The organism is Celeribacter halophilus, assembly GCF_900114135.1.
GTDB classification, from domain to species: Bacteria; Pseudomonadota; Alphaproteobacteria; order Rhodobacterales; family Rhodobacteraceae; genus Celeribacter; species Celeribacter halophilus.
The window spans coordinates 35,711-59,454 of the sequence record NZ_FORY01000010.1 but is presented as its reverse complement, the minus strand read 5'-3'; the positions used below and the strand labels follow the sequence as shown (position 1 = coordinate 59,454).

The 23,744-nt window shown below is 58.1% G+C and carries 23 protein-coding genes, 1 tRNA gene and 1 pseudogene; 14 read left to right on the top strand and 11 right to left on the bottom strand.

The genetic code is table 11. The annotated features are described in order from the left end of the window. Nucleotides 1-13 precede the first annotated feature (13 nt). From mreC to BM152_RS11695, 5 genes are read left to right on the top strand one after another with little or no spacing between them, the layout of a single operon-like run. A complete protein-coding gene (gene mreC / locus BM152_RS11715) occupies nucleotides 14-943 on the top strand; it encodes a rod shape-determining protein MreC (protein ID WP_066605602.1) in 930 nt (309 codons plus the stop codon). Beyond that, the gene (locus BM152_RS11710; protein ID WP_066605608.1) at nucleotides 936-1,475 is read left to right on the top strand and encodes a rod shape-determining protein MreD; all 540 of its coding nucleotides are present in this window, start codon (nucleotides 936-938) and stop codon (nucleotides 1,473-1,475) included. Before mreC ends, BM152_RS11710 begins: the two co-directional genes overlap by 8 nt. Continuing rightward, entirely contained in the window at nucleotides 1,472-3,397 is a 1,926-nt protein-coding gene (gene mrdA / locus BM152_RS11705; protein ID WP_066605619.1) for a penicillin-binding protein 2, read from the top strand. Before BM152_RS11710 ends, mrdA begins: the two co-directional genes overlap by 4 nt. Continuing rightward, on the top strand, nucleotides 3,394-4,542 hold the full coding sequence (gene rodA / locus BM152_RS11700; RefSeq protein WP_066605622.1) for a rod shape-determining protein RodA: 1,149 nt from the start codon (nucleotides 3,394-3,396) through the stop codon (nucleotides 4,540-4,542). The genes mrdA and rodA overlap by 4 nt, the downstream gene beginning before the upstream one ends. Next, nucleotides 4,539-5,471: a 2-hydroxyacid dehydrogenase gene (locus BM152_RS11695; protein WP_066605624.1), complete on the top strand. Its 933-nt coding sequence runs from the start codon at nucleotides 4,539-4,541 to the stop codon at nucleotides 5,469-5,471. The genes rodA and BM152_RS11695 overlap by 4 nt, the downstream gene beginning before the upstream one ends. A gap of 100 nt (nucleotides 5,472-5,571) precedes the next feature. Here BM152_RS11695 and BM152_RS11690 read toward each other — a convergent pair whose 3' ends face one another. Together BM152_RS11690 and BM152_RS11685 are read right to left on the bottom strand one after the other, a co-directional pair. Next, nucleotides 5,572-6,360, bottom strand: coding sequence for an SseB family protein (locus tag BM152_RS11690; protein WP_066605626.1), 789 nt, complete (start codon nucleotides 6,358-6,360; stop codon nucleotides 5,572-5,574). A 10-nt stretch (nucleotides 6,361-6,370) separates the two neighbouring features. Beyond that, nucleotides 6,371-6,949, bottom strand: coding sequence for a uracil-DNA glycosylase family protein (locus tag BM152_RS11685; protein WP_066605627.1), 579 nt, complete (start codon nucleotides 6,947-6,949; stop codon nucleotides 6,371-6,373). Between the two features lie 100 nt (nucleotides 6,950-7,049). Between BM152_RS11685 and BM152_RS11680 the strand changes: the two genes are divergently transcribed. The 7 genes from BM152_RS11680 to BM152_RS19545 all read left to right on the top strand — a co-directional run bounded on the left by BM152_RS11680 (nucleotide 7,050) and on the right by BM152_RS19545 (nucleotide 14,539). After that, complete coding sequence (locus BM152_RS11680) at nucleotides 7,050-7,448, top strand: ArsR/SmtB family transcription factor (RefSeq protein ID WP_066605628.1); 399 nt, start codon at nucleotides 7,050-7,052, stop codon at nucleotides 7,446-7,448. Continuing rightward, on the top strand, nucleotides 7,441-8,466 hold the full coding sequence (locus BM152_RS11675) for a permease (RefSeq protein WP_066605634.1): 1,026 nt from the start codon (nucleotides 7,441-7,443) through the stop codon (nucleotides 8,464-8,466). The genes BM152_RS11680 and BM152_RS11675 overlap by 8 nt, the downstream gene beginning before the upstream one ends. 233 nt (nucleotides 8,467-8,699) lie before the next feature. Continuing rightward, nucleotides 8,700-9,980, top strand: coding sequence for a Na+/H+ antiporter NhaA (locus BM152_RS11670; RefSeq protein WP_066605637.1), 1,281 nt, complete (start codon nucleotides 8,700-8,702; stop codon nucleotides 9,978-9,980). Nucleotides 9,981-10,182: 202 nt separating this feature from the next. Beyond that, nucleotides 10,183-10,836, top strand: a complete 654-nt coding sequence (locus BM152_RS11665; protein ID WP_066605638.1) for an ABC transporter ATP-binding protein — start codon at nucleotides 10,183-10,185, stop codon at nucleotides 10,834-10,836. Beyond that, nucleotides 10,820-12,628 (top strand): KpsE/RkpR family capsule polysaccharide export protein, encoded by a 1,809-nt coding sequence (locus tag BM152_RS11660; RefSeq protein ID WP_066605641.1) that lies wholly within the window; start codon nucleotides 10,820-10,822, stop codon nucleotides 12,626-12,628. The genes BM152_RS11665 and BM152_RS11660 overlap by 17 nt, the downstream gene beginning before the upstream one ends. Before the next feature lie 196 nt (nucleotides 12,629-12,824). Further along, nucleotides 12,825-12,899 (top strand) — tRNA-Gln (locus BM152_RS11655). 164 nt (nucleotides 12,900-13,063) lie between these two features. Then, a complete protein-coding gene (locus BM152_RS19545) occupies nucleotides 13,064-14,539 on the top strand; it encodes a DUF6538 domain-containing protein (RefSeq protein ID WP_244524890.1) in 1,476 nt (491 codons plus the stop codon). A gap of 42 nt (nucleotides 14,540-14,581) precedes the next feature. Here BM152_RS19545 and BM152_RS19540 read toward each other — a convergent pair. The 8 genes and pseudogenes from BM152_RS19540 to BM152_RS11610 all read right to left on the bottom strand — a co-directional run. After that, a pseudogene (locus BM152_RS19540) lies at nucleotides 14,582-14,833 on the bottom strand (cupin domain-containing protein); the annotation flags it as partial. A 230-nt stretch (nucleotides 14,834-15,063) separates the two neighbouring features. Beyond that, nucleotides 15,064-15,501, bottom strand: a complete 438-nt coding sequence (locus tag BM152_RS11640; protein WP_066605650.1) for a VOC family protein — start codon at nucleotides 15,499-15,501, stop codon at nucleotides 15,064-15,066. Nucleotides 15,502-15,543: 42 nt separating this feature from the next. Beyond that, complete coding sequence (locus BM152_RS11635) at nucleotides 15,544-16,233, bottom strand: DUF4386 domain-containing protein (RefSeq protein WP_066605655.1); 690 nt, start codon at nucleotides 16,231-16,233, stop codon at nucleotides 15,544-15,546. A 26-nt stretch (nucleotides 16,234-16,259) separates the two neighbouring features. Further along, nucleotides 16,260-17,159 (bottom strand): EamA family transporter, encoded by a 900-nt coding sequence (locus BM152_RS11630; RefSeq protein WP_066605660.1) that lies wholly within the window; start codon nucleotides 17,157-17,159, stop codon nucleotides 16,260-16,262. Between the two features lie 74 nt (nucleotides 17,160-17,233). After that, nucleotides 17,234-17,743, bottom strand: a complete 510-nt coding sequence (locus BM152_RS11625; protein ID WP_066605663.1) for a P-loop nucleotide/nucleoside kinase family protein — start codon at nucleotides 17,741-17,743, stop codon at nucleotides 17,234-17,236. Then, nucleotides 17,743-18,366 (bottom strand): NAD(P)H:quinone oxidoreductase, encoded by a 624-nt coding sequence (gene wrbA / locus BM152_RS11620; RefSeq protein WP_066605665.1) that lies wholly within the window; start codon nucleotides 18,364-18,366, stop codon nucleotides 17,743-17,745. The genes BM152_RS11625 and wrbA overlap by 1 nt, the downstream gene beginning before the upstream one ends. A 106-nt stretch (nucleotides 18,367-18,472) precedes the next feature. Beyond that, nucleotides 18,473-19,360, bottom strand: coding sequence for a LysR family transcriptional regulator (locus tag BM152_RS11615; RefSeq protein WP_066605668.1), 888 nt, complete (start codon nucleotides 19,358-19,360; stop codon nucleotides 18,473-18,475). 662 nt (nucleotides 19,361-20,022) lie between these two features. Next, nucleotides 20,023-20,763, bottom strand: a complete 741-nt coding sequence (locus BM152_RS11610; RefSeq protein ID WP_066605670.1) for an SDR family oxidoreductase — start codon at nucleotides 20,761-20,763, stop codon at nucleotides 20,023-20,025. Between the two features lie 115 nt (nucleotides 20,764-20,878). On the opposite strand from BM152_RS11610, the gene BM152_RS11605 reads away from it, so the two are divergent. Next, entirely contained in the window at nucleotides 20,879-21,766 is an 888-nt protein-coding gene (locus BM152_RS11605) for a LysR family transcriptional regulator (RefSeq protein ID WP_066605672.1), read from the top strand. Nucleotides 21,767-21,833: 67 nt separating this feature from the next. On the opposite strand, the gene BM152_RS11600 is transcribed toward BM152_RS11605, so the two are convergent. Then, complete coding sequence (locus BM152_RS11600) at nucleotides 21,834-22,742, bottom strand: LysR family transcriptional regulator (RefSeq protein WP_066605675.1); 909 nt, start codon at nucleotides 22,740-22,742, stop codon at nucleotides 21,834-21,836. 117 nt (nucleotides 22,743-22,859) lie between these two features. Here BM152_RS11600 and BM152_RS11595 point away from each other — a divergent pair, with 117 nt between their 5' ends. Continuing rightward, nucleotides 22,860-23,723, top strand: a complete 864-nt coding sequence (locus tag BM152_RS11595) for an NAD(P)H-binding protein (RefSeq protein WP_066605678.1) — start codon at nucleotides 22,860-22,862, stop codon at nucleotides 23,721-23,723. Nucleotides 23,724-23,744 lie beyond the last annotated feature (21 nt).

Below are 23,744 nucleotides of genomic sequence, written 5' to 3'. Positions count from 1 at the left end.
ACCGGAGGACAGTTTGGCCAGAGACAAGGGCAATGCGGAGACCTACGTCCGCCCGATCCGGCGTTTGCTGATCGGGATCATGTTGCTGTGCCTGATGGGTCTGTTCATCCTCTGGCGCATCGACAGCCCGCGCGTCGAGCGGCTGCGTGCCAATCTCGTGGACAGGGTTGTGCCCTCCTTTGAATGGGCCTTGGTGCCGGTGACGAAAACCGTCGATATGATCGAGAATTTCGAGAGTTATCAACGACTTTACGAACAAAATCAGGAATTGCGCAACGAATTGCGCCAGATGCAGGCGTGGAAGGAAGCGGCCCTCCAGCTTGAGCAGAAAAACGCCAAGCTCCTTGATCTGAACAAGGTGCGGATCGACCCGCGCTACACCTATGTCACTGGCGTTGTGATGGCCGACAGCGGCTCGCCCTTCCGCCAGTCCGTGCTTTTGAATGTTGGTGCTCGGGACGGGATTCGCGACGGCTGGGCGACGATGGACGGGATCGGTCTGGTGGGCCGGATTTCCGGCGTGGGCCAAAATACGGCGCGGGTGATTCTTCTTACCGACAGTAATTCCCGCCTTCCGGTAACAATCCAACCCTCTGGACAACGCGCGATCCTGTCGGGGGACAACACCATTCGCCCTTCGCTCGATTTCATTGAAACGCCCGAGCTTGTCCGTCCGGGCGATCGCGTGGTCTCCTCCGGTGACGGCGGGGTCTTTCCGCCGGGGCTGTTGATCGGTCAGGTGGCCAAAGGTCCGGATCGTCGCCTGCGCGTGATCTTGGCGGCCGATTATGAACGGCTCGACTATCTGCGCGTTTTGCGGACCCATGAGAGCGAACGTATCACCGATCCGGGTGGCCTGATTGCCTCTGACCCTGTGGATGCCGCAGCCGATGCCAATGCAGGCGCAGAGCCGGAGCAGGACGGAGCGCCCGAAGATGGTTGATCCGCGCACGGTTCGCACATGGTCCTTCCGCGCAGGGTTTCTGCTCGTCGCAGCTTTGGTGACGTTTTTCTATCTTCTGCCTCTGAAAGTCGGTGCAGCAAGCTGGCCGGGACCGGATCTGATCCTGTCCGTGGCTTTTGCATGGGTGCTCCGGCGTCCCGATTATGTACCGGTGTTTCTGGTCGCGCCAGTGATCCTTCTGGCTGATTTCATCTTTCTGCGCCCGCCGGGTCTATGGACACTGCTCAGTGTGCTGGGACTGGAATTCCTGCGCCGGCGCGAGCCGATTTCGCGCGATCTGCCCTTTGCGATCGAATGGGCGATGGTGGCCGGTGTGATGCTGGCCATGGCGCTAGGTTACCGGCTCTGCCTCGCGCTGTTCATGGTGGACCAAAGCTCGCTGGGGCTTGCCATTATGGGACAGGTCTCGACACTTCTCAGCTATCCGGTGGTGGTGGCCCTGTCGCGCTACGGATTCGGCATGACCAAAATCAGCCCCGCCGAAGCCGATGAAATGAGGTATGTGCGATGAAACGTTCCCCCACAGAAAATGCCGCCTCGGCGCGCAAGGTCACGCGGCGCGCACTGTTTCTTGGCGCCTCCCAGCTTGCCTTCATGGGGGTTCTGGGGCTCAGGATGCGCTTTTTGCAGGTCGATCAGGCCGACCAGTTTCGCCTTCTGGCCGAAGAGAACCGCATCAAGATCCAGCTTCTCCCCCCCGCGCGCGGTCTGATCTATGACCGCAACGGCACCGCTCTGGCGGAGAACGAACAGACCTTCAAAGTCGTGATCCGCAAACAGGATGCACAGGAGCTCGACAAGGTGCTGGCCGAGCTGGAGCGCCTCATCGGCCTGACCCCCGCCGAACAGGCCCGCGTGCGCGACGATCTCAAAAACCGCAAGATCGGCCCCTCCACCCCGATCACCATCGCGGACCGGCTGACATGGGAACAGTTCTCCGCCGTCGCTGCCAACGGCCCGGCGCTTCCCGGCATCACGCCGGAGGTCGGCCTGTCGCGCCACTACCCGCTCAAAGGCGATTTCGCGCATCTGGTGGGCTATGTCGGCCCCGTCTCCGACTATGCCCTGTCACAGATGGAAGAGGTCGACCCGATCTACCACATCCCCGATTTCCAGCTTGGCAAATCCGGCGTCGAGCACCGGATGGAAGACGTGCTCAAAGGCAAGGCCGGCATCTTGCGCGTGGAACAGAACGTCCACGGGCGGATCATCCGCGAAATCGACCGTCAGGAAGGCCAGCCGGGCGCCAATATCCAGCTGACCCTCGACCACAAGGTGCAGAACTTTGTGCAGGCCCGACTGGGGGGCGAAAGTGCCGCCGCCGTGGTGCTGGACGTGGAAACCGGCGACATCATCGCGGCCGGATCGACACCGTCCTTTGACCCGAACCTCTTCGTGCGCGGTATCTCAGTGGCCGATTACAATGCGCTGCTGGAAAACGACCACCGCCCCCTGCCCGGCAAAGCGGTGCAAGGCGCCTATCCGCCCGGATCGACCTTCAAACTGGTCACCGCCCTTGCCGCTCTCGAAGCGGGCGTTGTCACCCCCGACGAAACCGTGCGCTGCCTCGGCCATGTCGAGGTCGGCTCCCGCCGCTTCCACTGCTGGAAACGCGCAGGCCACGGCAATATGAACCTCGCCGCCTCCCTGCGCCACTCCTGCGATGTCTATTACTACGAAATGGCGCAACGGACCGGAATCGAGAACATCGCCAAAATGGGACGGCGGCTCGGACTGGGCGAATCCTATGACCTGCCCCTGTCGGGGATCAGCTCCGGCCTCATGCCCGACAAACAATGGAAACTCGCCAATCGCGGTGCGGAATGGGTGGTCGGCGACAGTCTGAACGCCGCCATCGGACAGGGCTTTGTCCTGACGACCCCCTTGCAACTGGCCGTGATGACCGCTCGCGTTGCCACCAATCGCGAAGTTGTGCCCCGCCTCGTCCGCTCTATCGACGGGATGGAACAGCCGGTCCGCGGCGGCGGTGAGTTGGGGATCAACGAAAACATGCTGCGCTCCGTGCGTCAGGGCATGTTCGAAGTGCTCAATTCCAACAGAGGCACGGCCTATGCCTCCCGCATCGCGGATGAAACCCAGCACATGGCGGGCAAGACAGGCACCTCTCAGGTCCGCAACACTGTGGTCAACAACAAGAACGTCCCGTGGGAAGAGCGCGACCACGCCCTCTTCGTCTCTTACGCCCCCTATGATGCGCCGCGCTACGCCGTCTCCGTTGTGGTGGAACATGGCGGCGGCGGGTCCTCCGTGGCCGCTCCGATTGCGCGGGATGTGATGCTCTTTGCCCTGCACGGGGCCGTGCCGCCGCTCGACGCCTACCCGAGCTCGCAACGCAACACCATCCGCGAACGCTTCCGCACCCTGCCTCTGGTGGGCAAGGAAGACGAGAGCACCGAGAGGAGCCGCGCATGAGCTATCTCGAAAGCACACTCAAAACCATCCCGACGGGCATTTCCAAAGTGCTCTATGTCAACTGGGCGCTGGTGCTGCTGCTCTCGGCGGTGGCCTCTTTCGGCTTTCTCATGCTCTATTCCAATGCGGGCGGCTCGTTCCAGCCTTGGGCCGAACCCCAGATGAAACGTTTCGCCATTGGCATGGTCGCCATGCTGATGATCGCCATGGTGCCGATCTGGTTCTGGCGCAACATCGCGGGGCTGGCCTATATCTTTACCTTTATCCTGTTGGTTTTCGTGGAGTTTTTCGGCCACGTCGGCATGGGGGCGCAGCGCTGGATCGATCTGGGCTTCATGAAGCTCCAGCCCTCCGAGTTGATGAAAATCGCCTTGGTCATGCTGCTGGCGGCCTATTACGACTGGCTGCCTCTGGAAAAGGTCTCGCGGCCTTTGTGGGTTGCCATTCCCGTGGCGCTGATCCTGCTGCCGACCGTTCTGGTGCTCAAACAACCCGATCTCGGCACCTCCATCCTTCTGGTGGCGGGCGGGGCCATCGTGATGTTTGCCGCTGGCGTCAGCTGGATCTATTTCGGCGTGGTCATTGCAATGGGCGTGGGGCTGGTCTCTGCCGTGTTCGCCTCGCGCGGGACCGGCTGGCAGTTGCTCAACGACTATCAATACCGCCGCATCGACACCTTTCTTGATCCCTCCGCCGATCCTCTGGGCGCGGGCTATCACATCACGCAGGCCAAGATCGCGCTCGGCTCCGGCGGCTGGACAGGGCGCGGCTTTATGCAGGGCACGCAGTCGCGGCTCAACTTCCTGCCCGAGAAGCACACGGATTTCATCTTCACCACGCTGGCCGAAGAATTCGGCTTCATCGGCGGGTTCTCCCTTCTGGCGCTCTATGCGGGTATCATCATTTTCTGCCTGATCTCCGCGATGAACAACAAGGACCGTTTCGGCTCTCTTGTCACCATCGGGATCGCGGCGACGTTCTTTCTGTTCTTTGCGGTCAATATGTCGATGGTCATGGGGCTGATGCCCGTGGTCGGTGTGCCCCTGCCGCTGGTGTCCTATGGCGGCTCGGCTATGCTGGTGCTGCTGGCCGCGTTCGGCATCCTGCAATCGGCCCATGTCCACAGACCGCGAGGCAAACGATGACCCTCACCCTATTGTTTTCCGCACCGGACCGGATTTGGCCGCTTTACGAAACCGCTCTGCCGCGGGCCTTGCAACAGGCGGGCATTGACGCCCGTCTCACCCGTGAGGCCGCGCCCGAAGAGGTCGATTACATCATCTATGCGCCCAATGAGACGTTGCGGGATTTTTCGCCCTTCACCCGCGCCAAAGCGGTGTTGAGCCTCTGGGCCGGTGTCGAAAAAATCGCCCCGAACCCGACCCTCACGCAGCCGCTGTGCCGGATGGTCGATCCGGGGCTGGCGCTGGGGATGCGGGACTATGTCACCGGCCATGTGATGCGCTATCACCTCGGGATGGACCGCTACATCCTCGGTCTCGACGGGGCATGGGATCAAACCGCCCCGCCCTTGGCCAGAGATCGTGCGGTCACGGTTCTGGGGCTGGGCGCTTTGGGCAAGACCTGTGCTCTGGCGCTGGCGGAGCTGGGCTTTGATGTCACCGGATGGTCGCGCAAGCTCAAGGAGATCGACGGGATCACCTGCCTTGCAGGGCCGGAGGGCTTGAAGAGCGCGCTTTCAACGGCGGAAATCCTTGTGCTGTTGTTGCCCGACACAAGTCAGACACAAGGCATACTCAATGCCGACAGTCTGAAACACCTCCCCGAAGGAGCGCGGATCGTGAATCCGGGGCGGGGCACATTGATTGACGATGACGCGCTTCTGGCAGCACTCGACAGCGATCAGGTCGGTCATGCCACGCTTGATGTCTTCCGCATCGAACCCCTGCCGGAGGGGCATCCCTACTGGTCTCACCCCAAGGTCACGGTCACGCCCCACATCGCCGCAGAGACGCGCGAGGACACGGCCTCAGAGGTGATTGCAGAGAACATCCGGCGCGGCGAATCCGGCCTGCCATTCCTGCATCTTGTGGATCGGTCTGCCGGCTATTGAGCCGGAATATAGTATATTATTCAATGCGTTGCGCAGGTGGCAGAGGCCGGTCCGAAGTGACACGGTCCGGCGCTCTCCTTTGCTGCTGAAAATACTCAAATCACCGCAGTTTCGGCGGTGTGTTCGGGTCCATCCCCGGCGCGGAAGGTCCGGTCGGGAGTGGCTCCGGTTCCGGCAGGTCAAACCGCAGGCCGAACCGCGCCAGAGGGGCGCACAGGGCATCGGAGGATTTGAAAAACGCCACATCCAACGCACCTGCCTCCACGCCGGAAAAGATCAGCGCTTCGGACACCAGCTTGGCCAAGGCGTCCTCGGCGCCGGGCACATGATCGACAAAAGCCAGCAAATGCGACCGCACCCCATCCTCGTATTTAACCCCCGCAAGATACACCAGTTTCGCCAACCCGCCCGCAATCGCGAGCTTGGCGTCCAGCGCCGTGATCAGCACTTCGGGAAGTCCCGCCGGTGGGAAAATTTCTTCAGCTTTTCCATGGGTTTCCGCAGGCGCATTGCCCAAAGTCGCGTGCAGCCAGTCCACCGCAGCGCCGGGCAGGAGCATCTCCGAAGGCGCCACGGTCAGGTTCAGCCCGAGGCCATAGCCCGAACCGGCGAGCATTTCGGCCAGAACCCGCCCCGACATCGCCGCATAGGGCGCATGTCCTGCAAACTCTGCCAGACGCTGTTCGCGATCAAAGGCCAGCACGAACTTGTCCTCTTCCACCGGAAACACGCGCGGAGTGATCGGGCCTTCGCCGTCATGTTCTTCTTCGAGCAGTAAGAACCACTCGCCATCCGCGACACGTTCAAAGAAGCGTAAACGCGCGGTGTCGTCTTGGGGCGCGGCCTCCATAGCAGCATGGGCGAGATCGATCGGGGTTTCTTCGGTCATGGCAGGTCTTTCACAGCAACTCTTGGATACGGGCGCGCAGGTCGGGCAGAAGGTCGGCCTCGAACCACGGATTTTTCCTGAGCCAAGCCGTATTGCGCCAGGACGGATGAGGCAAGGGGTAGAGACGCGGCGCATGGGCGCGCCAGTTCGCGACCGCCTCGGTCAGACTGCCCTTGTGGCCCAAATGGTAACGCAGCGCGTGAAGGCCGACAGGCAGGATCAACTCGACCTCTCCCAGTTCCGCCATTACCCGCTCATGCCATGTGTTACGGCACAGCGCAGGGGGCGCGATATCCGACCCTTTGGCATCATACCCCGGAAAACAGAACCCCATTGGCACAATCGCAATACGATCCTGATCATAGAATGTTGCTTCATCCAGCCCCAGCCAGTCGCGCAGCCGCTCTCCGGAAGGATCCGTGAAGGGCCGCCCGCTTTGATGCACCCGTGCGCCGGGAGCCTGTCCCGCGATCAGAATACGCGCACCAGGACGGAACCACACCACCGGACGCGGGCTGTGTGCGGTGGCAGTGGCTTTGAAACGCTCCGCACAGAGACGGCAGTTTTTGATCTCTTGGACAAGACACATTCGATCAATCTAATACGGGGGCCGCGAAAACACCACTTGACTCATTTTGATATTTTTAGAAATATAGAAATTAATCGCACAACAGCCGACAGGAGTCCCCATGTCCGCGCCACGAAATGCCTCGCAATTTGACGACATCCACCTTGCCGAAGCCGCCAGCCTGTTTTCCGCGCTGGGATCGGAGCAACGTCTCCTCGTCCTGCGCACGCTTTTGCGCGCCGGTCCCAAAGGGCTCTCTATCGGAGAGTTGGGTAATCGCACTGGTATCACAGGGGCCACACTGACCCATCACATGAAAACACTCGCCGCCGTGGATGTGGTGAAACAGGAAAAACAGGGGCGCTCGGTCATTTGCATCGCAGCGGATTATGACACGTTGCAAGGCCAACTGACCGCCCTGCTCGATGAATGTTGCGCCGATTGCACAGATGAGGCCTGCACACCAGAGCATCATTGTCATGAGGCGCCAATCACGGATCAGGAGGCCCGCCATGACTGATCTCACACAAACCCCGCCCCGTCTGCCGCAGCTCTGGAAGAAACTCGACAAGGCGTTGCTGGTCACGGGGCTTGTCCTGCTCGCCGTGGCGATCCTTGATCCGGCCAACCTGTTCCCGACCTTCAAATTCACCTTGGCCGCGCTTTGGCATGCTGCCCCCTTCTTGCTCTTCGCCATCCTTGCCACGGCCTATGTGCAGGCTTCGGGCGCGGAGACGCTGTTGTCCAAAGCCTTTGAAGGCCGCGAAATCCACATGATCATGGTTGCCGCCATCGTGGGCGGCATTTCACCCTTCTGCTCCTGTCAGGTCATCCCCTTCATCGCCGCCTCGCTTGCGGTCGGAGTGCCGCTTTCTGCGGTCATGGCCTTTTGGCTGGCATCCCCGCTCATGGATCCGGCGATGTTCTTTGTCACTGCAGGCGAGCTGGGCATGGACTTCGCCATCGCCAAAACCGTAGCCGCGGTGGGTATCGGCCTTCTGGGCGGGTTTGGCGTCAAGCTGTTGGGCGGGTCTGCGCTTTTCGCCGATCCTCTCAAGGAATTCACCAAGCCCTCCTGCTGCGCCACGTCAGGGCTGCGCGGAAAACCCGAATGGCGGTTCTGGCGCGAGGACAGCCGGATTGACGCTTTCAAATCCAGTTTTGTGAAAAACCTGCTGTTCTTGGGCAAATGGATGGTGGTGGCCTATGTGCTGGAAAGCGTGATGCTCTCCTACCTGCCGGCTGACGTGATCGCCACTGTCATGGGCGGCGAAGGCATACGGCCCATCCTCATCGGCGCTTTGGTGGGAGCACCCGCCTATCTCAACGGCTTTGCCGCCGTGCCGTTGATGTCCGGCATGATCTCGCAAGGCATGGCCGAGGGGGCGGCGATGTCCTTCATGGTTGCGGGTGGCGTGTCTTGCATCCCCGCAGCGGTCGCGGTCTGGGCCTTGGTCAAGCCACGTGTCTTTGCCGCCTATATCGGATTTGCCCTCACCGGCGCGGTTCTGGCGGGGTTGATCTGGTCGGCCTTCTAAGACGCCACAGCATACAACACTTTAGCAAGCGCCGGCATATCCTGCCTGTGCTTGCCCTGTGAGCCCGGTTGAATTATCTCGACAAGAGCGCTTATAAAATTTCCTACGAGACTATCGCTATACAAGCGCGAAACGGAGCGGCCTGTTTTCATCAAATCTGCGAACACCCTTGCGTGTTCAAATGATGAAACCGGCGTCGGGAGGAAACTGCATCGGGCTAAGAGGGGCTGAGAATGTACAAGGTCTGGAACTTTATCGCCAACTATTCACTGTTGCTGATCATCGGTGCGATTCTGGCGCTGATCTGGGCCAATGTGGACCCGCATTCCTACCATGCTTTCGTCGAATATCCGATTGCAGACCAGTTCTTCATCGGGCACGCCCATGTGGATGAACACGGTCATGTCCACCGCACCCTGACCTTGCACTACCTGTTCAACGATCTGTTCATGGCGTTCTTCTTTGCCATTGCCGCGAAAGAAGTCTGGGAGGCCGTGATCCTCAAAAACGGTAGCTTGCGCGGGAAAAAAGCAGCCACGCCGCTGGTCGCGACCTTCGGCGGGATGCTCGGGCCGATTGCGGTCTATCTGGGGCTGGCCATGCTTCTTGGCTCGGATACGTTTGACGCGGTCAAAAACGGCTGGGCCGTGCCGACGGCAACCGACATCGCCTTTTCCTATCTTGTAGGGCGTATGGTCTTTGGGGCCGGACACCCTGCGGTGCGGTTCCTGTTGCTTCTTGCTATTGCTGATGATGCGGCGGGGCTTGTGATCCTCGCGATCTTCTACCCGACCGGTGCGCTTGCACCGCAATGGCTGCTGCTCTCCCTGATCGCAGCGGGCACGGTGTTTCTCCTCGCCAACTGGCTCCCGCGCAAGCTTGATGTCGGCAACCAGCTCCGGCCCAATTCGACATGGGTGCGCAAACACCTGTCCTTCTGGCCCTATCTGATTGCGGCCAGCCTGTCGTGGTATGGCTTCATGCGTGCGGGGATTCATCCGGCTCTGGGCCTGTTGCCCATCGTTCCGACCATCCCACATGCGGATCGGGCCTTCGGGATTTTTGCCGCCGCCGAGGAGCATCTGCACGATCTTCTCAACGACATCGAGCACAAGCTCAAACTGCCTGTCGAAGTGATCCTCTTTTTCTTCGGCCTCCTGAATGCGGGCGTCGAGTTCAATGCCATCGGCTCGCCGACCTGGCTTGTGCTTGGAGGGCTGCTGATCGGCAAGCCGCTTGGCATCTTGCTTATGGGCGCTCTGGCGGCGCATGTCTTCCGCCTCGGCCTGCCTGCGGGCATGCGGACGATTGACCTCTTCGTGATCGGCTGCGTGGCGGCCATCGGCTTTACCGTCTCGCTGTTCATCGCAGCCGTGGCCTTTGACGCAGACGCCATGCTGGGCAGCACACCGGTGCAGGCCGCAGCCAAGATGGGGGCGCTCTTCTCCTTCTTTGCTGCGATCGTCGCGATTGTTGCTGGCAAACTGTGTGGCGTGAAGAAACAATCCGCGTAGACATCCCTTCTGACCCCGCAACTGTTTCCTGTTTGGAGCCAAATTTCGAAAGTTTGGCCCCATTCTTGCCACATTTTCAGGGTGAAAAAGGGATTTGCCGCCGCTCCGGCGACATAATATAGCCGAAATGGTCTATTAACACTGTTCTCACGCAATTCTGTTTGGCGGTTTGCGTGGTGAGGCAGTATCAAGGCGCGTAACGATGCTCGAGTTTGACAATGTCAGTAAATCCTTCTGGACAGGCAAGCAGCGCAAGGTGATCCTTGACCGCGCGTCTTTTCGTGTGGAACTCGGAAATTCTCTTGGCATCCTCGCGCCCAATGGCACCGGCAAGACCACAATCATCAACATGATGTCCGGCTTAGAGAAGCCCGACGAAGGCGAAATCCGCCGCAGTTGTCGCGTGTCCTTCCCGCTCGGTTTCATGGGCGGATTGATCGGCAAACACACCGCCCGCGAAAACGTCCGCTTCATCGCGCAGCTCTATGACCTCGATCCCGATTATGTCGAGGCGTTCTGCCGCTGGCTATGTGAACTGGACGAATATTTCGAAATGCCCGTATCGTCATTCTCGTCAGGGATGCGTTCCCGCCTGTCTTTTGCGCTGCTTCTGGCGCTGGATTTCGATATATATCTGATTGACGAAGGCATGCCTTCGACCGCTGACGTCAATTTCAACCGCAAAGCGGGGAGCATCCTGCGCGAGCGGCTTGAACGCACCACCATTGTCGTGGTCTCGCATCAAGCCGCCACACTTGAAAAATTCTGTCGTTCTGCGGCCGTATTGAGAAACGGTCAGCTTCATATGTTCGACACGCTGGAAGAAGCAAAGGCACTCTATGACTACCAAGGTTAAAGCCCAGAAATTCCGCGTGCGCCGCAAAGCCCGCAGCACCAAAGACGCGCAGAGCGTGGCCGCATCTGCCAGCACGGCGAAGGTCGAAAAGATTGTAAAACCTGCCGCAAATCAGGCCACACTCGGGCCGGATGACAAGCTCTTTGACACGGATGCCAGCGCCGATGGCTTTGGCGACGCCCCCTTCCCCGGCTCGGCTGCCGCTGCGGTGGCCTCTGGACCTGCGGGCAAGGGCGCAAGCAAGCGCGGCAAAGTCGCCCGCTCTCTGGACCTGAGCGCCGCGGATGGAGACGCCACACAAGACACAGCTGTGCAGGGCGAAGTCACCCCCGCCGACGAAGCCGCGATTGATGCCGAAATTGATGCGATCCGGCGCGAGGGTCTCACCGGACGACAATTGCGTTTGGCGCGGCGCGTGGCGCAGAAACACGGGCTGGCCGTCACCTCCGATTTCGACGCTGTCCGGCTTTTGCGCAAAAAAGGCATTGATCCCTTCCAGCGCAGCACCGTGCTTGACCTCGTGACCACAGAGGGCAAAGCGCCTTCGCGTGAATTGGCCCCAACAGGCGAGGCCAAGCTGCCGAAAACGGTCGACAACAAATCCACCCTGCCCTCGAAAGACATCCTTGAGCGCTTGACCCGCGACGGGGAGATATCGCAAATCCAGCAGGACATCGCACAAAGACGCCGCCGCAAGATGCTTTTGCTGGCAGCACGTCTGGCGGTGTTTGTGGGCATCCCGACGATTTTGGCGGGGATCTATTTTTATACGATCGCCACTCCGATGTATGCCACCCAATCAGCCTTCATCATCCAGCAATCTGAATCGCCCTCGGCGGCGGGTGGCGGTCTCGGCGGGTTGTTGTCAGGCACGTCTCTGGCCACCTCGCAGGATTCGATTGCCGTGCAGGACTACCTGACCTCGCGCGACGCCATGCTCCGGCTGGATGCCGATGCGGGGTTCAAGGACCATTTCTCCTCTGATGCCATCGATCCGCTTCAGAGGCTGCCGAAAAATCCGACCAACGAACAAGCCTACAAGGTCTTTCTTGACCGCGTCACCATCGGTTACGATCCGACCGAAGGCCTCTTGCGCATGGAAGTCGTCGCGGCTGATCCGGAGACCTCTCAGGAATTCTCCGATCACCTGATCAAATATGCCGAGGAACAGGTCGACCAGTTGACCCAGCGTCTGCGCGAAGATCAGATGAAAGGCGCGCGCGAAAGTCTTGAGGACACCGAGGCCAAAATGCTCGCCGCGCAGGAAAAGATCGTGCAGTTGCAGGAGCAGCTTGGGATCATCTCGCCGGATGCGGAAACTTCTTCGATCATGGCGCAGGTCTCCACGTTCGAAACGCAATTGCAGCAGAAGAAATTGCAACTGCAACAGCTCCTCGACAACGACCGCCCGAACCAGGCCCGCGTGGAAGGCACGCAAGGGGACATCCGTCGTCTGGAGACCCTGATTGCAAGCCTGCGCGCACAACTGACACAGGCAAACGAGGGCGCCGACTCTCTGGCCCGCATCACCGCAGAACTGCGCATGGCGGAGGTCGATTTGGCAACACGACAGGCCATGGCCTCAGCCGCCATTCAGGCGCTCGAAGCGGCCCGTGTCGAAGCCAACAGACAGGTGCGCTACCTCTCGCTCTCCTCGCGCCCTGTGGCGCCCGACGAGCCGACCTACCCGCGCAAATTCGAGAACACGCTTCTGGCCATGCTGATCTTCTCCGGCATCTACCTGATCGCCTCGCTCACCGCAGCCGTGCTGCGCGAACAGGTCTCTGCGTAACTTCGCGGGCCTAAAAAGCAGTGCCCGGAAGCACTTGAAGGCTTTCGCAACTGTCCGAAAACACTGGACGATTGCGAAAGGCCGCCCCTCTTTCACGCAGCGCGCCATTTTTTCAGAACCATTTCAGGTTTTTTCAAAAAACATCTCAAAAAGGGGTTGCGCAGACAGCGGGCTCAGACTAAATACCGCTCCACGTTGGGATGTAGCCAAGTGGTAAGGCAACTGTTTTTGGTACAGTGTACCGTAGGTTCGAATCCTACCATCCCAGCCAACAACCTGAAAAAATTGTTTAAAAACAAACCCACGAACGCTTCATCTGAGGCGTGCTGAGGGATAGGTTACACAAGTGGTTACACAGATGTTCACACACGTCATCTCCACAACCGCGAAGTTGATCATGTTTTCTATCGGCAGTGACCAAAGAGCGAGGTCACTATGGGCAATATTACTTACTTAGAGAAACGGCGTAAAACATACTATTTCCGCAGACGCGTTCCAAAGTTATCCACACATTTGCCACCTGTAATGCTGTCTTTGGGGACGACAGATCGAAAATTGGCCCTTAAATCATGTGTTCAATTGAATGCACACATGGACCGAATGCTCGACGAGAATGCTCATATCACAATCCCTGAAGTGGATGTCCCGGCTTTTTTCAAGGCCGAACTCCGCACGTATCTCGAAGATCTTCGAAATGCGCGGATGATGGAACGTATGGATGGCACATTGACCGCCACGCGTGAACAGCACAATCGCGTCGAAGCATTCGTTCTTCGTAGCCTCGTCGAAGATGGGTTGCGTGAAAATATGTCAGAAAAACGTTTGATGGAATTGCCCATCAACCAGCGGGCCCCTGCCGCACGAGTCCAAAATGAAAAATTTAAGGAGTTCATGTCCCCGGAATTCAATCAAGCCGTCCTTGAGCGCGCAGCTTCCAAAGACCGCATCCAACACATGTCGCAACATGAAAAGCTTAGACTCCGGTGGGCAGCGGTAGAAGCCCGTATGGCGGCACATCATGCAGTCGAGACAGTTCCCCTTCACGCCGGGGAGTCCGCCTGCATTGCAGCCGAAACAATGCTTCGCGCTTTGGTTGCTCCCTCGACTGCGGCACCTCACCCAAGAAATGACATTTTGAGCTCCCAGTCACAGACATTTGCAAGTGCTGGCATGGGAACTGCAGTGGATACCTCTTCGGCTTCCGATGCTGGGTCACTCGTATCTTTTTCGGACGATAAAACGCCATTTCTAACCCCCGGTGTGTCTCTGATTTCCAAGCGCATTACCGCCAACAGAATCAAAACCCAACGTAATGAAGCCCTTGCGCAACCCGAAGCCCGTGTTTTCAATGGCAATGCAATGGACGCAGAGATTGAACGCCGTTTTGGACAAGATTTGTTCGGTACGGCAGTTCGGATGACACGCAGCAAAGAGTGTACACAAGGCACAAAAGATCAAGCATTGAAGACGGTCACTTTGTTTATCTACGTAACAGGCATTCAATTGGTTACGGATATTCGCGCGCATCATCTCGAAATTTTTTCCAACGCGATTGCAAAAGAAATGCCAAAGACATACTGGAAGTCACCCCGTCAAAGGGATTTGACTTTCAAGGAGATTCTTGAAGAGGCACGAACGCTCCCCGCTGCAAAGGTTGGTCTTTCGCCAGCTACAATCGAACGTCACCTCGTAACGCTCAAGTCAATCATTGAGCATGCAGAATACGAGGGTAACCACCTCTCGCCACTTCTCCACGAAGGTCTATTTCTTCTCGCCAGCTTTCGGTTCTGCAATCGCATCATGATCGACGAGGTTCCAGGGCAAGCCCGAATGACGGTAAATACGTTTACCCAAATGCGGGTAGTCGCCTACGTCGTGCGCCAGTCTCTCTCCGACCACGATGCAGCGTAGGGCCGTCTTACCCGTGTTGCGGATCGAGTGGGCAAGTCCACCCTTCCGGTAGCCGATGAAATCACCTGGTCCGATTGGATATTCTTCATCTCCGATCACAGCCGTCGCCTCGCCCTCCAGCACATAAACGCACTCATCCTCGTGGTGATGGACATGATATTCGGTGGTCTCGTAGTTTGGCTCGACCTCGATGAGGTGGAAACCGAACCCTGTCAGTCCCGTCAAGTCGCCCAAGCTCTTATTGTTGCGGCGTGCGTTCTGGTTAAGGAAGTGCGTCTTGAAGTGTCCTTCCATCCTAGCGACTTCCTCCGCCCTGACAATGTAGGGTGTTTGCGAACCGCGGTCGCTTACTGTCTCGTTAAGCATGATTTCCTCTGCTCTTGAAAAATGTGCGAAAATCTAAACATGCATAGGCCCTATCGTAGCCCCCGCAAAGCAAAGCTGTCATTGGTTCGTTGCGCAGCATCGAGAAAAATTGGTTCGGACCGGGTTTGATTGTGTCTATGCCTGATAGGATCGTCATATCACTGTTCCTTTGCGACGAGTTCAACAGTGTTGCCGTCCGGATCCTTGGTGAATACCCCGCGCCAGCCAATCCATGAGAACCTCTCGACATGATATTCCCTCTTCAGCGTCTCGTACCATGCGATGACCGCATCTTGCTCGTCCCAGGGCAGGCTGAGAGCCAGATGATGGAGCGACGAGCCAGGGCCAGTGGTCGGAGGTTCATCACCAGCCAGCGTGTTCCCTGCACCTTCGATATCATGTCGGAACAGAGCGAGCACCTGAGTATGACCGGCAAAGCCCTCTGCGATCCGAAAGAACACGACATCGCTATTCTCCGGATCGTTTATCGGCTCCAGACCGATCACATCACGATAGAATGCAACCATCGCATCGAGATCAATACAACGGATGGCGATTTCGCCAAGGGCGCGGACGGAAAATCCTCTATGGGACATGGAACCTCTCCTGCTTGTCTATCATACGGCTATTTTGCGCTGTCAAAAATCTTCATGACCGGTGCTGCCTTGGAGAAGCAATCGAAGGCAAAATGCAGTTTCGGCCAAAATTGTTAGTGCATAGGCTGGAGCGAATACCGGGGCCAGCTCGGGGGCGAAGAAGCGTAAGCCACTACCGAACAGGTAGACCAGTCCAGCGATGGCAAGGCCGGCGCCGAATGCCCTTGCAAAGAGGCTCGACCGCCAGACCAGCAATCCCATAATCAAGCTGTTGATGCCGAAGAACACGAGGCCAAGATCGTATCCGTGGGCGTGAAGATCGAAAAATATCAAGGCGAGTGTGTGCGCATCGACCAGTACATCCGCGCGAGCTAAAAGCAACCACCCGGTGAGCAGGCTCATGAGACTGGCGACAATCACCACTGTCTGAATCAACCGAAAGACCATCGCCGATAGGGCCAACCCCCGCGCCATCGGGCTGAAAATCAGGTATAGCAGAATTGCCAGCCCTGCATCATTGAGTGCCATCACGATATCGGCAGCGATGGCGAGACGGAATTGCCCCGGTGCAGCGAGGATAGCAGCGGCCGTGGCGTCGGCATTCCCGAGATCAATCAACGGAGCGCGCAGCCCGATTTCGGCACTTAAGCCCGTTATGATGATCACAAGGTAGAGTAATCCGGCGAACCGCATATTACGCGCGAGATCTGGGCGTGCGGTAAGAGCAGGCATGAAAACGGTCCTTTCTTCAGGGGTGATCAGATATTTCTTGCGAGCGACGATGTCCGCTGCTCGTACGTGTCATTTGAACCGGTCTGGTTGAACCTCTGACCAGCCCATACGGAGGCAAGGACGACGACTGCCCCCAGGCTCTGTAGGGGCGAGAGAGATTGCCCGAGTATCATCCAACCAAGCAATGCCGCTGTTACTGGGCTCATCATGCCAAGCAAAGAGACGGTCCCTGGTTCGATTCGAGCAACGCCCCGAAACCAGAGTGCATAGGTCGCCGCCGAGCCGATCAGGCCAAGCCAGACCAGTCCGGCGATGTTCTTCGCTGAAAGCAGCGGCAAGGGGGGCTCGGTGATCAAAGCGAACAGCAACAGGATGATACCTCCGGCGGTTAGCTGCCAAGCGGTGAAGCTCAGGGCCGAAACTGGTGGTTGCCACTTTCGGCTCAGCACGGTGCCCGCCGCCATAGAGGCGGCTCCGCCCAAACCGGCAGCGACACCGATAGGATCGAGCGCAGACTCGGGACCGATCAACAATAGTGCCACACCAAGGACTCCCACAGCAGCCGCTGCAATCGCTCCTGTCCGGATCGGCGTGCCGAGCCAGCCGCGAGCCATGACGATGACAATCATCGCTTGCAATGCCCCCAGTGTTGCTGCGACCCCGCCAGGAAGCCGGTATGCCGCCACGAAGAGCAGCACCCAGAACAGCGCGAAGTTAAAGCTCCCGAGCAAAAACACACGGCCAAGCCACGTCCGCGGTGGCAGGCAACGTGTCAGGGCAAGCAGCAACACCCCCGCTGGCAGGGCACGAAGCGCGGCAAGGGTCACGGGATAGCCTGCCGGCAGCGCCTCGGTGGTGACAAGATAGGTGCTGCCCCAGACCGCGGGAGCGAGCGCCGTAAGTAAAATGTCGGCTGTGCGTGACATGGCGTGTCTCGTTTTCTGAGGGACTTGAGAAGGGGCAGGTAATCGCGGACCCGGCAACGGCTGGACTTGTCTGATCACCCGCATGCCTCATGCCTCACGACATTGAAGCCCTCCCCCAGTAAGGGCGCTTGAAAGTGACTGGAAAACTGGCGAAACTGGGCCTCAGTTACCGCGAACGGGTGGTCGCCTTGGCAATTGCGCTCGCGTAGCCTAGCGAGGCAGGCCTCGTCAGGCACGTCCAGAAAGTGAAGCTGATGCGCGGCAGTCGTTTTCTCGATGATGCCACGGCTCCAAGCACGCTGCTCGACAGTGTTCGCTGGAAAATCGAGAACGACCGAGACGCCTGCGTTCAGCAACGCAGCGACATGGGGCGCCATGATCCCTGCCAGCTTCGAAGAGCACCGGACGTAGTCGGGCAATGAAACCAACTCGTCGGCGAAGAGCACATTCAGCCAGTCATCCTCGGCAATCAGGACGGTCTGAGGCGAGCGGGCAAGATCGGCCGCCAGGGTGGATTTCCCAGCGGCAATCTTTCCGCACAGAATGTGCAGAACAGGCGACATTTCTGGAAGGAGGGAAGCCATCACGCAGCTGCCTCGCCCAGATTGGCTCCCGTAAGGTGCGCGGCAATCCGAGCGACATGGGCACCTTGAAACCGCGCGCCGGCGAGGTCTGTCTCGTTGGGTTCACGGGAACCGTCGGCTCCAGCGATGGTGCCCGCGCCATAGGGTGCGCCGCCGACTATGTGGTCGGCCGTCGTCTGGCCAGCGAAGCTGTAAGGCATACCCGCGATCAGCATTCCGAAATGCTGGAGCGGGATCTGGGTCGAGAGCAGCGTCGCTTCGTGCCCACCATGCTGCGAGCCAGTGGAGGCAAAGACAGCAGCAAGCTTTCCAACAAGCGCGTTGCGCGCCCAAAGCCCGCCGGCCTGATCCAGAAAGGTTTTCATCTGTCCGGCCATCATGCCAAAGCGTGTCGGTGTCCCGAAAATGATGGCGTCGTAGGCCTCCAGATCAGCCGGGTCGGCAATAGGCGTATCGTCTGAGGCGAACCCGGCCTTCTGCCGGATCTCCTGGGAAACGGTTTCCGGTACGCGGCGTATATCTACATGGGTGCCGGGGACGCTGCGTGCGCCTTCAGCCTCGGCCTGTGCGAGCGCGCGGACATGGCCATAGCTAGAATAGTAGAGAACAAGAATACGGGTCATGGGAGCCTCTCATGGGGTGAATTTCATCACCTGAGAAGATCGAGGATAGGACGATTTGGAAAAACCGGCCCGCTTTGACTTCACTCTTTACATGGGTTGAAGAATGTCAGGGGCGCAGCGCTACGCAGAGGTGATCGAGAAACGCCGTGACCTTCGCATCCATGCCGAGCCGCGAGGTCGTCACAGCGTAGATTTCCGGCGCGGGTAGCTCCCAATCGGGCAGCACGCGGACCAGATCACCGCGCGCAACAGCATCCCTTGAAACGAAATCCGGCAAGGTGCCGATGCCCTGGCCGGCAACCAGAAGATCTCGCAGAACAAGACTGTTGCCGACGCGGACGGGAGGATCAAGGTCCACGGATACTGTTTCGGTTGGACCATGAAGAGCCCAAGTGGTGAGATGGTCGGCAAGCAAAAAACCAATGATACGGTGATTGGCAACGTCTTGCGGCGTTTCTGGGGCGCCGACGCTATCCAGATAGGACGGTGCGGCAAAGATCTGCTGCCGCATCGTCCCTAGCTTGCGCGCCACTAGTGCGGAGTCCGACAGGGCTGAGCTAATCCGGATAGAAACATCGAAGCCGCCCTCAACCATGTCTATCACCCGATCATCCATCGACAGCGTCAGGCGAAGGTCGGGATAGGCGTCGAAAAACCTTGGCAGAATCGGAGCAATGACGGTCTGTCCGAAGGAACTGGACGCATTCACCTTGAGGTGGCCTCGTATCGCGCCAGCGCCGTCACGGATGCGTGTCTCGATCTGGGATACAGCATCGAGGATGCCCAATGCCTCGTCGTAGAAGAGCTGTCCGGCATCGGTGAGTGACATCGAACGTGTCGTGCGGGTGAGCAATACCGTACTCAGGCTCTCCTCCAAAAGCTTGATCTCGCGGCTGAGAAGTGCGGGCGAAACACCCAGATCCTCCGCCGCACGCGCAAAGCTTCCGCGCTCAACAATGCGGCGGAAAGCGTTCATGACGGAGAGCTTGTCCATAGTATCTTTCGATCAATCCGAGTGAAAAGTCGCATTTTGCGAGCGGTCGAATCGAGAAATACCATAAATGCGGCTTTCGGGCGAACTCGTCGCGAGGCAGTTTAGCCGCCAATTCACCACCTGCGAAGCCCATTGATGCGAAGCACTGGCAGGCAAAAAGAATATGGTAAAATAGCTCCTTTGGGACACCTGCGCACAGCCGACCTTGGCGCGCAGCGCAGCATGGGGGCTTCGGTCTGCTGCGGCTTGAATGGCCGATTTTGCAATTCTAGCACAGAACCTTCGCAGACGCAGCTAAGGCCCGGTTCCCGCCCTCCCAGTGTATGCCCTTCGTCATACTGCGCCCGGCACGAATGTCTTGGAAGGGCTGACTGATGTCATCAGGCGGGTAGGACCGAGCTCTGTTTTGCTGCAAGACTGCTGCTTCACCGCCGCAAGGCAGCTCCGAGCCCAAATCGACCAATGCTGCGCAAGCGTCGAAAGGCCACTTTTGCCAACTTACTGGATGACAAGAAATAGTATCTTTACCCGTTTTCGCTGCTGAGCCTTGCGATATTGTCCCTGCGAAATGCCTGAGTATCACCTGAAGACCGGATCCAGTATCGGACATTATGCATGGCTTTGGCGGCGTGTTAAAATGCATACGCCACCAATGCGGTGGATCAAATTATGCCGCCGTTTGCACGCAATGTCTGGCCATTGACCCAAGCGGCGTCTGGTCCTGCGAGAAACGCCACAACATTTGCGATATCCTGCGGTGTCCCGAGCCGTTCCAACGGTGCCATTTTTGACATACGATCGACGACCTCATGTGGCTTGCCGTTTAGGAAAAGCTGCGTTGCTGTTGGGCCAGGGGCGACCGTGTTTACAGTGATCGACCGCCCGCGAAGTTCCTTGGCCATAATGCCTGTCATTGTTTCGACGGCCGCTTTGGTCGCAGCGTAGACGCCGTAAGTCTCAAGCTTCAATCCGACGACGCTCGTCGATAAGTTAACGATTGCCCCGCCGTCACGAAGGCGATTTGCGGCTTCTCGCAACAGGTTGAACGTGCCTTTGAAATTGATTGCGACTTGAGTGTCAAAGAGAGCGTCATCGCTATCTGCAATAGGTGCCAATTTCATAATGCCCGCATTGTTGACCAGGATGTCGACCCCGCCAAAGGCTGTTTCTGCGAAGTCGAACATCCGTTTGACAGCGACGGCATCCGACACGTCGGCTTGGGCTGCGATGGCTTTACCGCCTGCTGCTTCGATCTTTTCGACAATTTGATGTGCGGCAGCTTCGCTTCCTGCATAGTTGACGATGACATTGAATCCATCCGCTGACAGCCTCTCGGCTATTGACGCGCCAATCCCACGTGAGGCGCCAGTCACCAATGCTGTTCTGTTTTCGATAGTGGCCATTTATTGTCCTTTCGCTGATCGGCCCCATGCCGAACCTTTAAGAACAATAGGCATTTCTATAGTTTGGATAATCTACTACAATATGACATCACTATTCTGCTTGATCGGATAATAAATGGACCGCCTTGATGCCATGAACGTCTTCGTGCGGATCGTAGAAGTGCGAAGCTTTTCTAAAGTCGCAACTGATCTGGGTTTGCCAAGATCAACGGTCACAGATGCGATCAAAGCACTTGAGGCCCGATTGGGCGTGAGCCTGCTGCACCGTACTACAAGGGTTGTGCGCCCAACGCTGGATGGTGAAGCATATTATCAACGCTGCCTGTCAATCCTATCCGAGATTGAAGATGCCGAAGACGCCTTTGCAGGAACTACGCCGAAAGGCTCGCTGCGTATCGAAACCCATGGTGTCCTAGCGCGGCATTTCCTGTTGCCTTCGCTGCCAGGCTTCATGACGCGTTTTCCTAACATTCAGATCCATATCGGAGAAGGGGATAGACTGGTTGATCTGGTCCGCGAAGGTGTGGACTGCACGATACGGGTGGGTGATCCGGTCGATAGCAACATGACCAGTCGCAAATTGACGGACCTTGAAGAGGTGACCTGCGCGGCCCCGACCTACCTTGAACGGTTCGGCACACCGCAAAACATTGACGCGCTCAAAGGCCACCAGATGATCGGATTTCGCTCTACCGCGACAGGATCTATCTTGCCGCTCGAATTTGTTCAAAATGGTATCCTGCGCACGGTTTCTCTCCCGACACCAATCATTGTAAGCGGCGCAGACACATTGGCACATTGCGCCCGGCTTGGCCTCGGCATTATCCAAAAACCGCGCTATTCTGCTGCCGAAGATCTTGCCGCAGGGCGCTTGATCGAACTCCTCAGCGACACACCACCGGCCCCGTCCCCGGTCTCGATCTTTTTCCCACGCGACCGATACCTGTCGCCGCGCGTGCGCGTGTTTATTGACTGGGCAGTAAAAGCCTTCGCGCATTCATGATCACCGTTTGAACAGATTTTCGGCTCTCGGCCGTTTTGAGAACGGACAACGTGTTGGCTGAGAATAGTTACCCTTCTGCGGGCGTAGACTGACATATCTCGATAAAGGCCCGCAGAGGCTTTGGAGCAAAGCGACTCGGATAGTAGAGGTGTGGCCCCTCAATGTGTGGCCACCAACCGTACAGCACAGGCATCAGCTTTCCACTTTCGAAATCATCGTCCAGCCAGTGGCGAAAAGTATATACGATTCCCATTCCCTCCTGCGCATATCGAAGTCCGGTGTTAAGTGCGCCTACACTGAGGATGAGCGCGCTTTTGGGCTCTACACTTACGGATTGCTCCTTGCTTTGCAGCATCCATGGAAGCAATGGGCCCGCGTCCAGCCGGTAGCGGATCGCGTGATGGGCGGTCAGGTCTTCTGGAACGTGTGGCCTCCCGTGCGCCTCAAGATAAGCAGGGGACGCGGCCAGTGCCATTTGTTGCCTGCGCGGCCCGATCGGTATCGAGATCATGTCTTGCTCCAGCACGCTGCCGTAGCGAATGCCCGCATCACAGCCTGCCGCAACAATATCGACGAGGTCGCTCTCGATCTTGATCTCAACCTCCACATTTGGATGCTGCGTCCGATATGCGGCGAGCAGTGGCGGTAATATATCTGGCATGACCGCCCCCGGCACGTTGAGCGTTAATCTCCCCTGTATCTGCCCTCCAAGCGTCGCAACATCATGGCAGGCAGCGTCAACTGCAGATAACAATGGGCCCACACGATCCACCAAAAGTTGGCCCGCTTCCGTCAGGTGTTGGCTGCGCGTTGTGCGGCGCAGCACGGGGGTGCCAAGTTGCGTTTCTATCCGTGAGACCGTGGTGCTAACTTTTGAGGCTGCTACGCCGAGCCGCTTTGAAGCTGCGCGGAATCCGCCTTCACGGATAACTGCCAGAAGAACGGCAAGATCGTCAGCAGAAACATTGTTCTTCATTGAGAACAGTCCATTCCAGTTTTGATATCTTATGCAATTACTGCGGAACAGTCATCTTGTCGATCATCAATAAGAATTGCGCCAACTGGCGCGAGTCAAAGAACTGGAGATCGAACAATGCTCATTGTTACAGGAGCCTCGGGAAAACTGGGCGGGCTTGTGGTTGAGGCTCTGCAGCGCCTCGTGACAGCGGACCAAATCGGAGTCAGCGTACGTAACCCGGAAAAACTGGCCGAGCTCTCGGCCCGTGGAGTACGCGTAAGGTGTGGGGACTACGAAGACGCTGACAGCCTGCGCCACGCGTGGGAAAGTGCCAGCCGAGTACTGCTGGTATCCTCAAATGCAGCCGCCAGTGGGGGTGACCCGCTTCAACAGCACGCAACGGCGATTTCGGTGGCTAAGGAACTGGGTGTCGAACGGCTACTCTACACCAGCCAAGTTTCGGCCAATGAGCAGTCGCATTTCCCGCCTGGGCGCTATCATGCCGCAACGGAAACAATGTTGGCTGGTTCAGGTCTGGCGTGGACGTCCATGCGGCACGGGTTCTATGCGGACAGCGCCATGAGCATGAATGCGCAGGGATTTTCGAATGGCAATTTGGTAGGTCCGGCGGATGGCAAGGTGGCTTGGACGACCCATGAAGACTTGGCTCAAGTCGATGCGCTTTTGCTGGCTGGAAAAGAGACCTTCGAGGGCGTGACTCCGCCCCTCACCGGCCGTGTAGGGCTCGATCTTGCTGACCTCGCGCAGATGGCAAGCGGGGCGACAGGACGGACAATCAAGCGCCAGATCGTCAGCGAAGAAGATATGATCGAAAACTTGCAACGAGCCAACTCACCGGAAGCGGTCAAAAGCGTCATTCTGGGTTACTACCGCGCCGCGCAGGCAGGAGAATTTGCAAAAGTAGACCCAACGCTTGGGCGCGTGCTGGGTCGAGAACCACGCCCGATGCAGGATGTTGTGAGACGACATCTGGGATGACGATGAACGGTGAAGATCTTG

Bases quoted from the DNA above. Each gene is read 5' to 3' on its own strand.
- BM152_RS11595 (WP_066605678.1), top strand. From the start codon at position 22,860: ATGCTCATTGTTACAGGAGCCTCGGGAAAACTGGGCGGGCTTGTGGTT.
- mrdA (WP_066605619.1), top strand. From the start codon at position 1,472: ATGAAACGTTCCCCCACAGAAAATGCCGCCTCGGCGCGCAAGGTCACG.
- BM152_RS11670 (WP_066605637.1), top strand. From the start codon at position 8,700: ATGTACAAGGTCTGGAACTTTATCGCCAACTATTCACTGTTGCTGATC.
- BM152_RS19545 (WP_244524890.1), top strand. From the start codon at position 13,064: ATGGGCAATATTACTTACTTAGAGAAACGGCGTAAAACATACTATTTC.
- BM152_RS11680 (WP_066605628.1), top strand. From the start codon at position 7,050: ATGTCCGCGCCACGAAATGCCTCGCAATTTGACGACATCCACCTTGCC.
- BM152_RS11615 (WP_066605668.1), bottom strand. From the start codon at position 19,360: ATGGACAAGCTCTCCGTCATGAACGCTTTCCGCCGCATTGTTGAGCGC.
- BM152_RS11695 (WP_066605624.1), top strand. From the start codon at position 4,539: ATGACCCTCACCCTATTGTTTTCCGCACCGGACCGGATTTGGCCGCTT.
- BM152_RS11605 (WP_066605672.1), top strand. From the start codon at position 20,879: ATGGACCGCCTTGATGCCATGAACGTCTTCGTGCGGATCGTAGAAGTG.
- BM152_RS11600 (WP_066605675.1), bottom strand. From the start codon at position 22,742: ATGAAGAACAATGTTTCTGCTGACGATCTTGCCGTTCTTCTGGCAGTT.
- BM152_RS11640 (WP_066605650.1), bottom strand. From the start codon at position 15,501: ATGTCCCATAGAGGATTTTCCGTCCGCGCCCTTGGCGAAATCGCCATC.
- BM152_RS11690 (WP_066605626.1), bottom strand. From the start codon at position 6,360: ATGACCGAAGAAACCCCGATCGATCTCGCCCATGCTGCTATGGAGGCC.
- rodA (WP_066605622.1), top strand. From the start codon at position 3,394: ATGAGCTATCTCGAAAGCACACTCAAAACCATCCCGACGGGCATTTCC.
- BM152_RS11660 (WP_066605641.1), top strand. From the start codon at position 10,820: ATGACTACCAAGGTTAAAGCCCAGAAATTCCGCGTGCGCCGCAAAGCC.
- BM152_RS11710 (WP_066605608.1), top strand. From the start codon at position 936: ATGGTTGATCCGCGCACGGTTCGCACATGGTCCTTCCGCGCAGGGTTT.
- BM152_RS11630 (WP_066605660.1), bottom strand. From the start codon at position 17,159: ATGTCACGCACAGCCGACATTTTACTTACGGCGCTCGCTCCCGCGGTC.
- BM152_RS11635 (WP_066605655.1), bottom strand. From the start codon at position 16,233: ATGCCTGCTCTTACCGCACGCCCAGATCTCGCGCGTAATATGCGGTTC.
- BM152_RS11625 (WP_066605663.1), bottom strand. From the start codon at position 17,743: ATGGCTTCCCTCCTTCCAGAAATGTCGCCTGTTCTGCACATTCTGTGC.
- BM152_RS11665 (WP_066605638.1), top strand. From the start codon at position 10,183: ATGCTCGAGTTTGACAATGTCAGTAAATCCTTCTGGACAGGCAAGCAG.
- BM152_RS11685 (WP_066605627.1), bottom strand. From the start codon at position 6,949: ATGTGTCTTGTCCAAGAGATCAAAAACTGCCGTCTCTGTGCGGAGCGT.
- wrbA (WP_066605665.1), bottom strand. From the start codon at position 18,366: ATGACCCGTATTCTTGTTCTCTACTATTCTAGCTATGGCCATGTCCGC.
- BM152_RS11610 (WP_066605670.1), bottom strand. From the start codon at position 20,763: ATGGCCACTATCGAAAACAGAACAGCATTGGTGACTGGCGCCTCACGT.
- BM152_RS11675 (WP_066605634.1), top strand. From the start codon at position 7,441: ATGACTGATCTCACACAAACCCCGCCCCGTCTGCCGCAGCTCTGGAAG.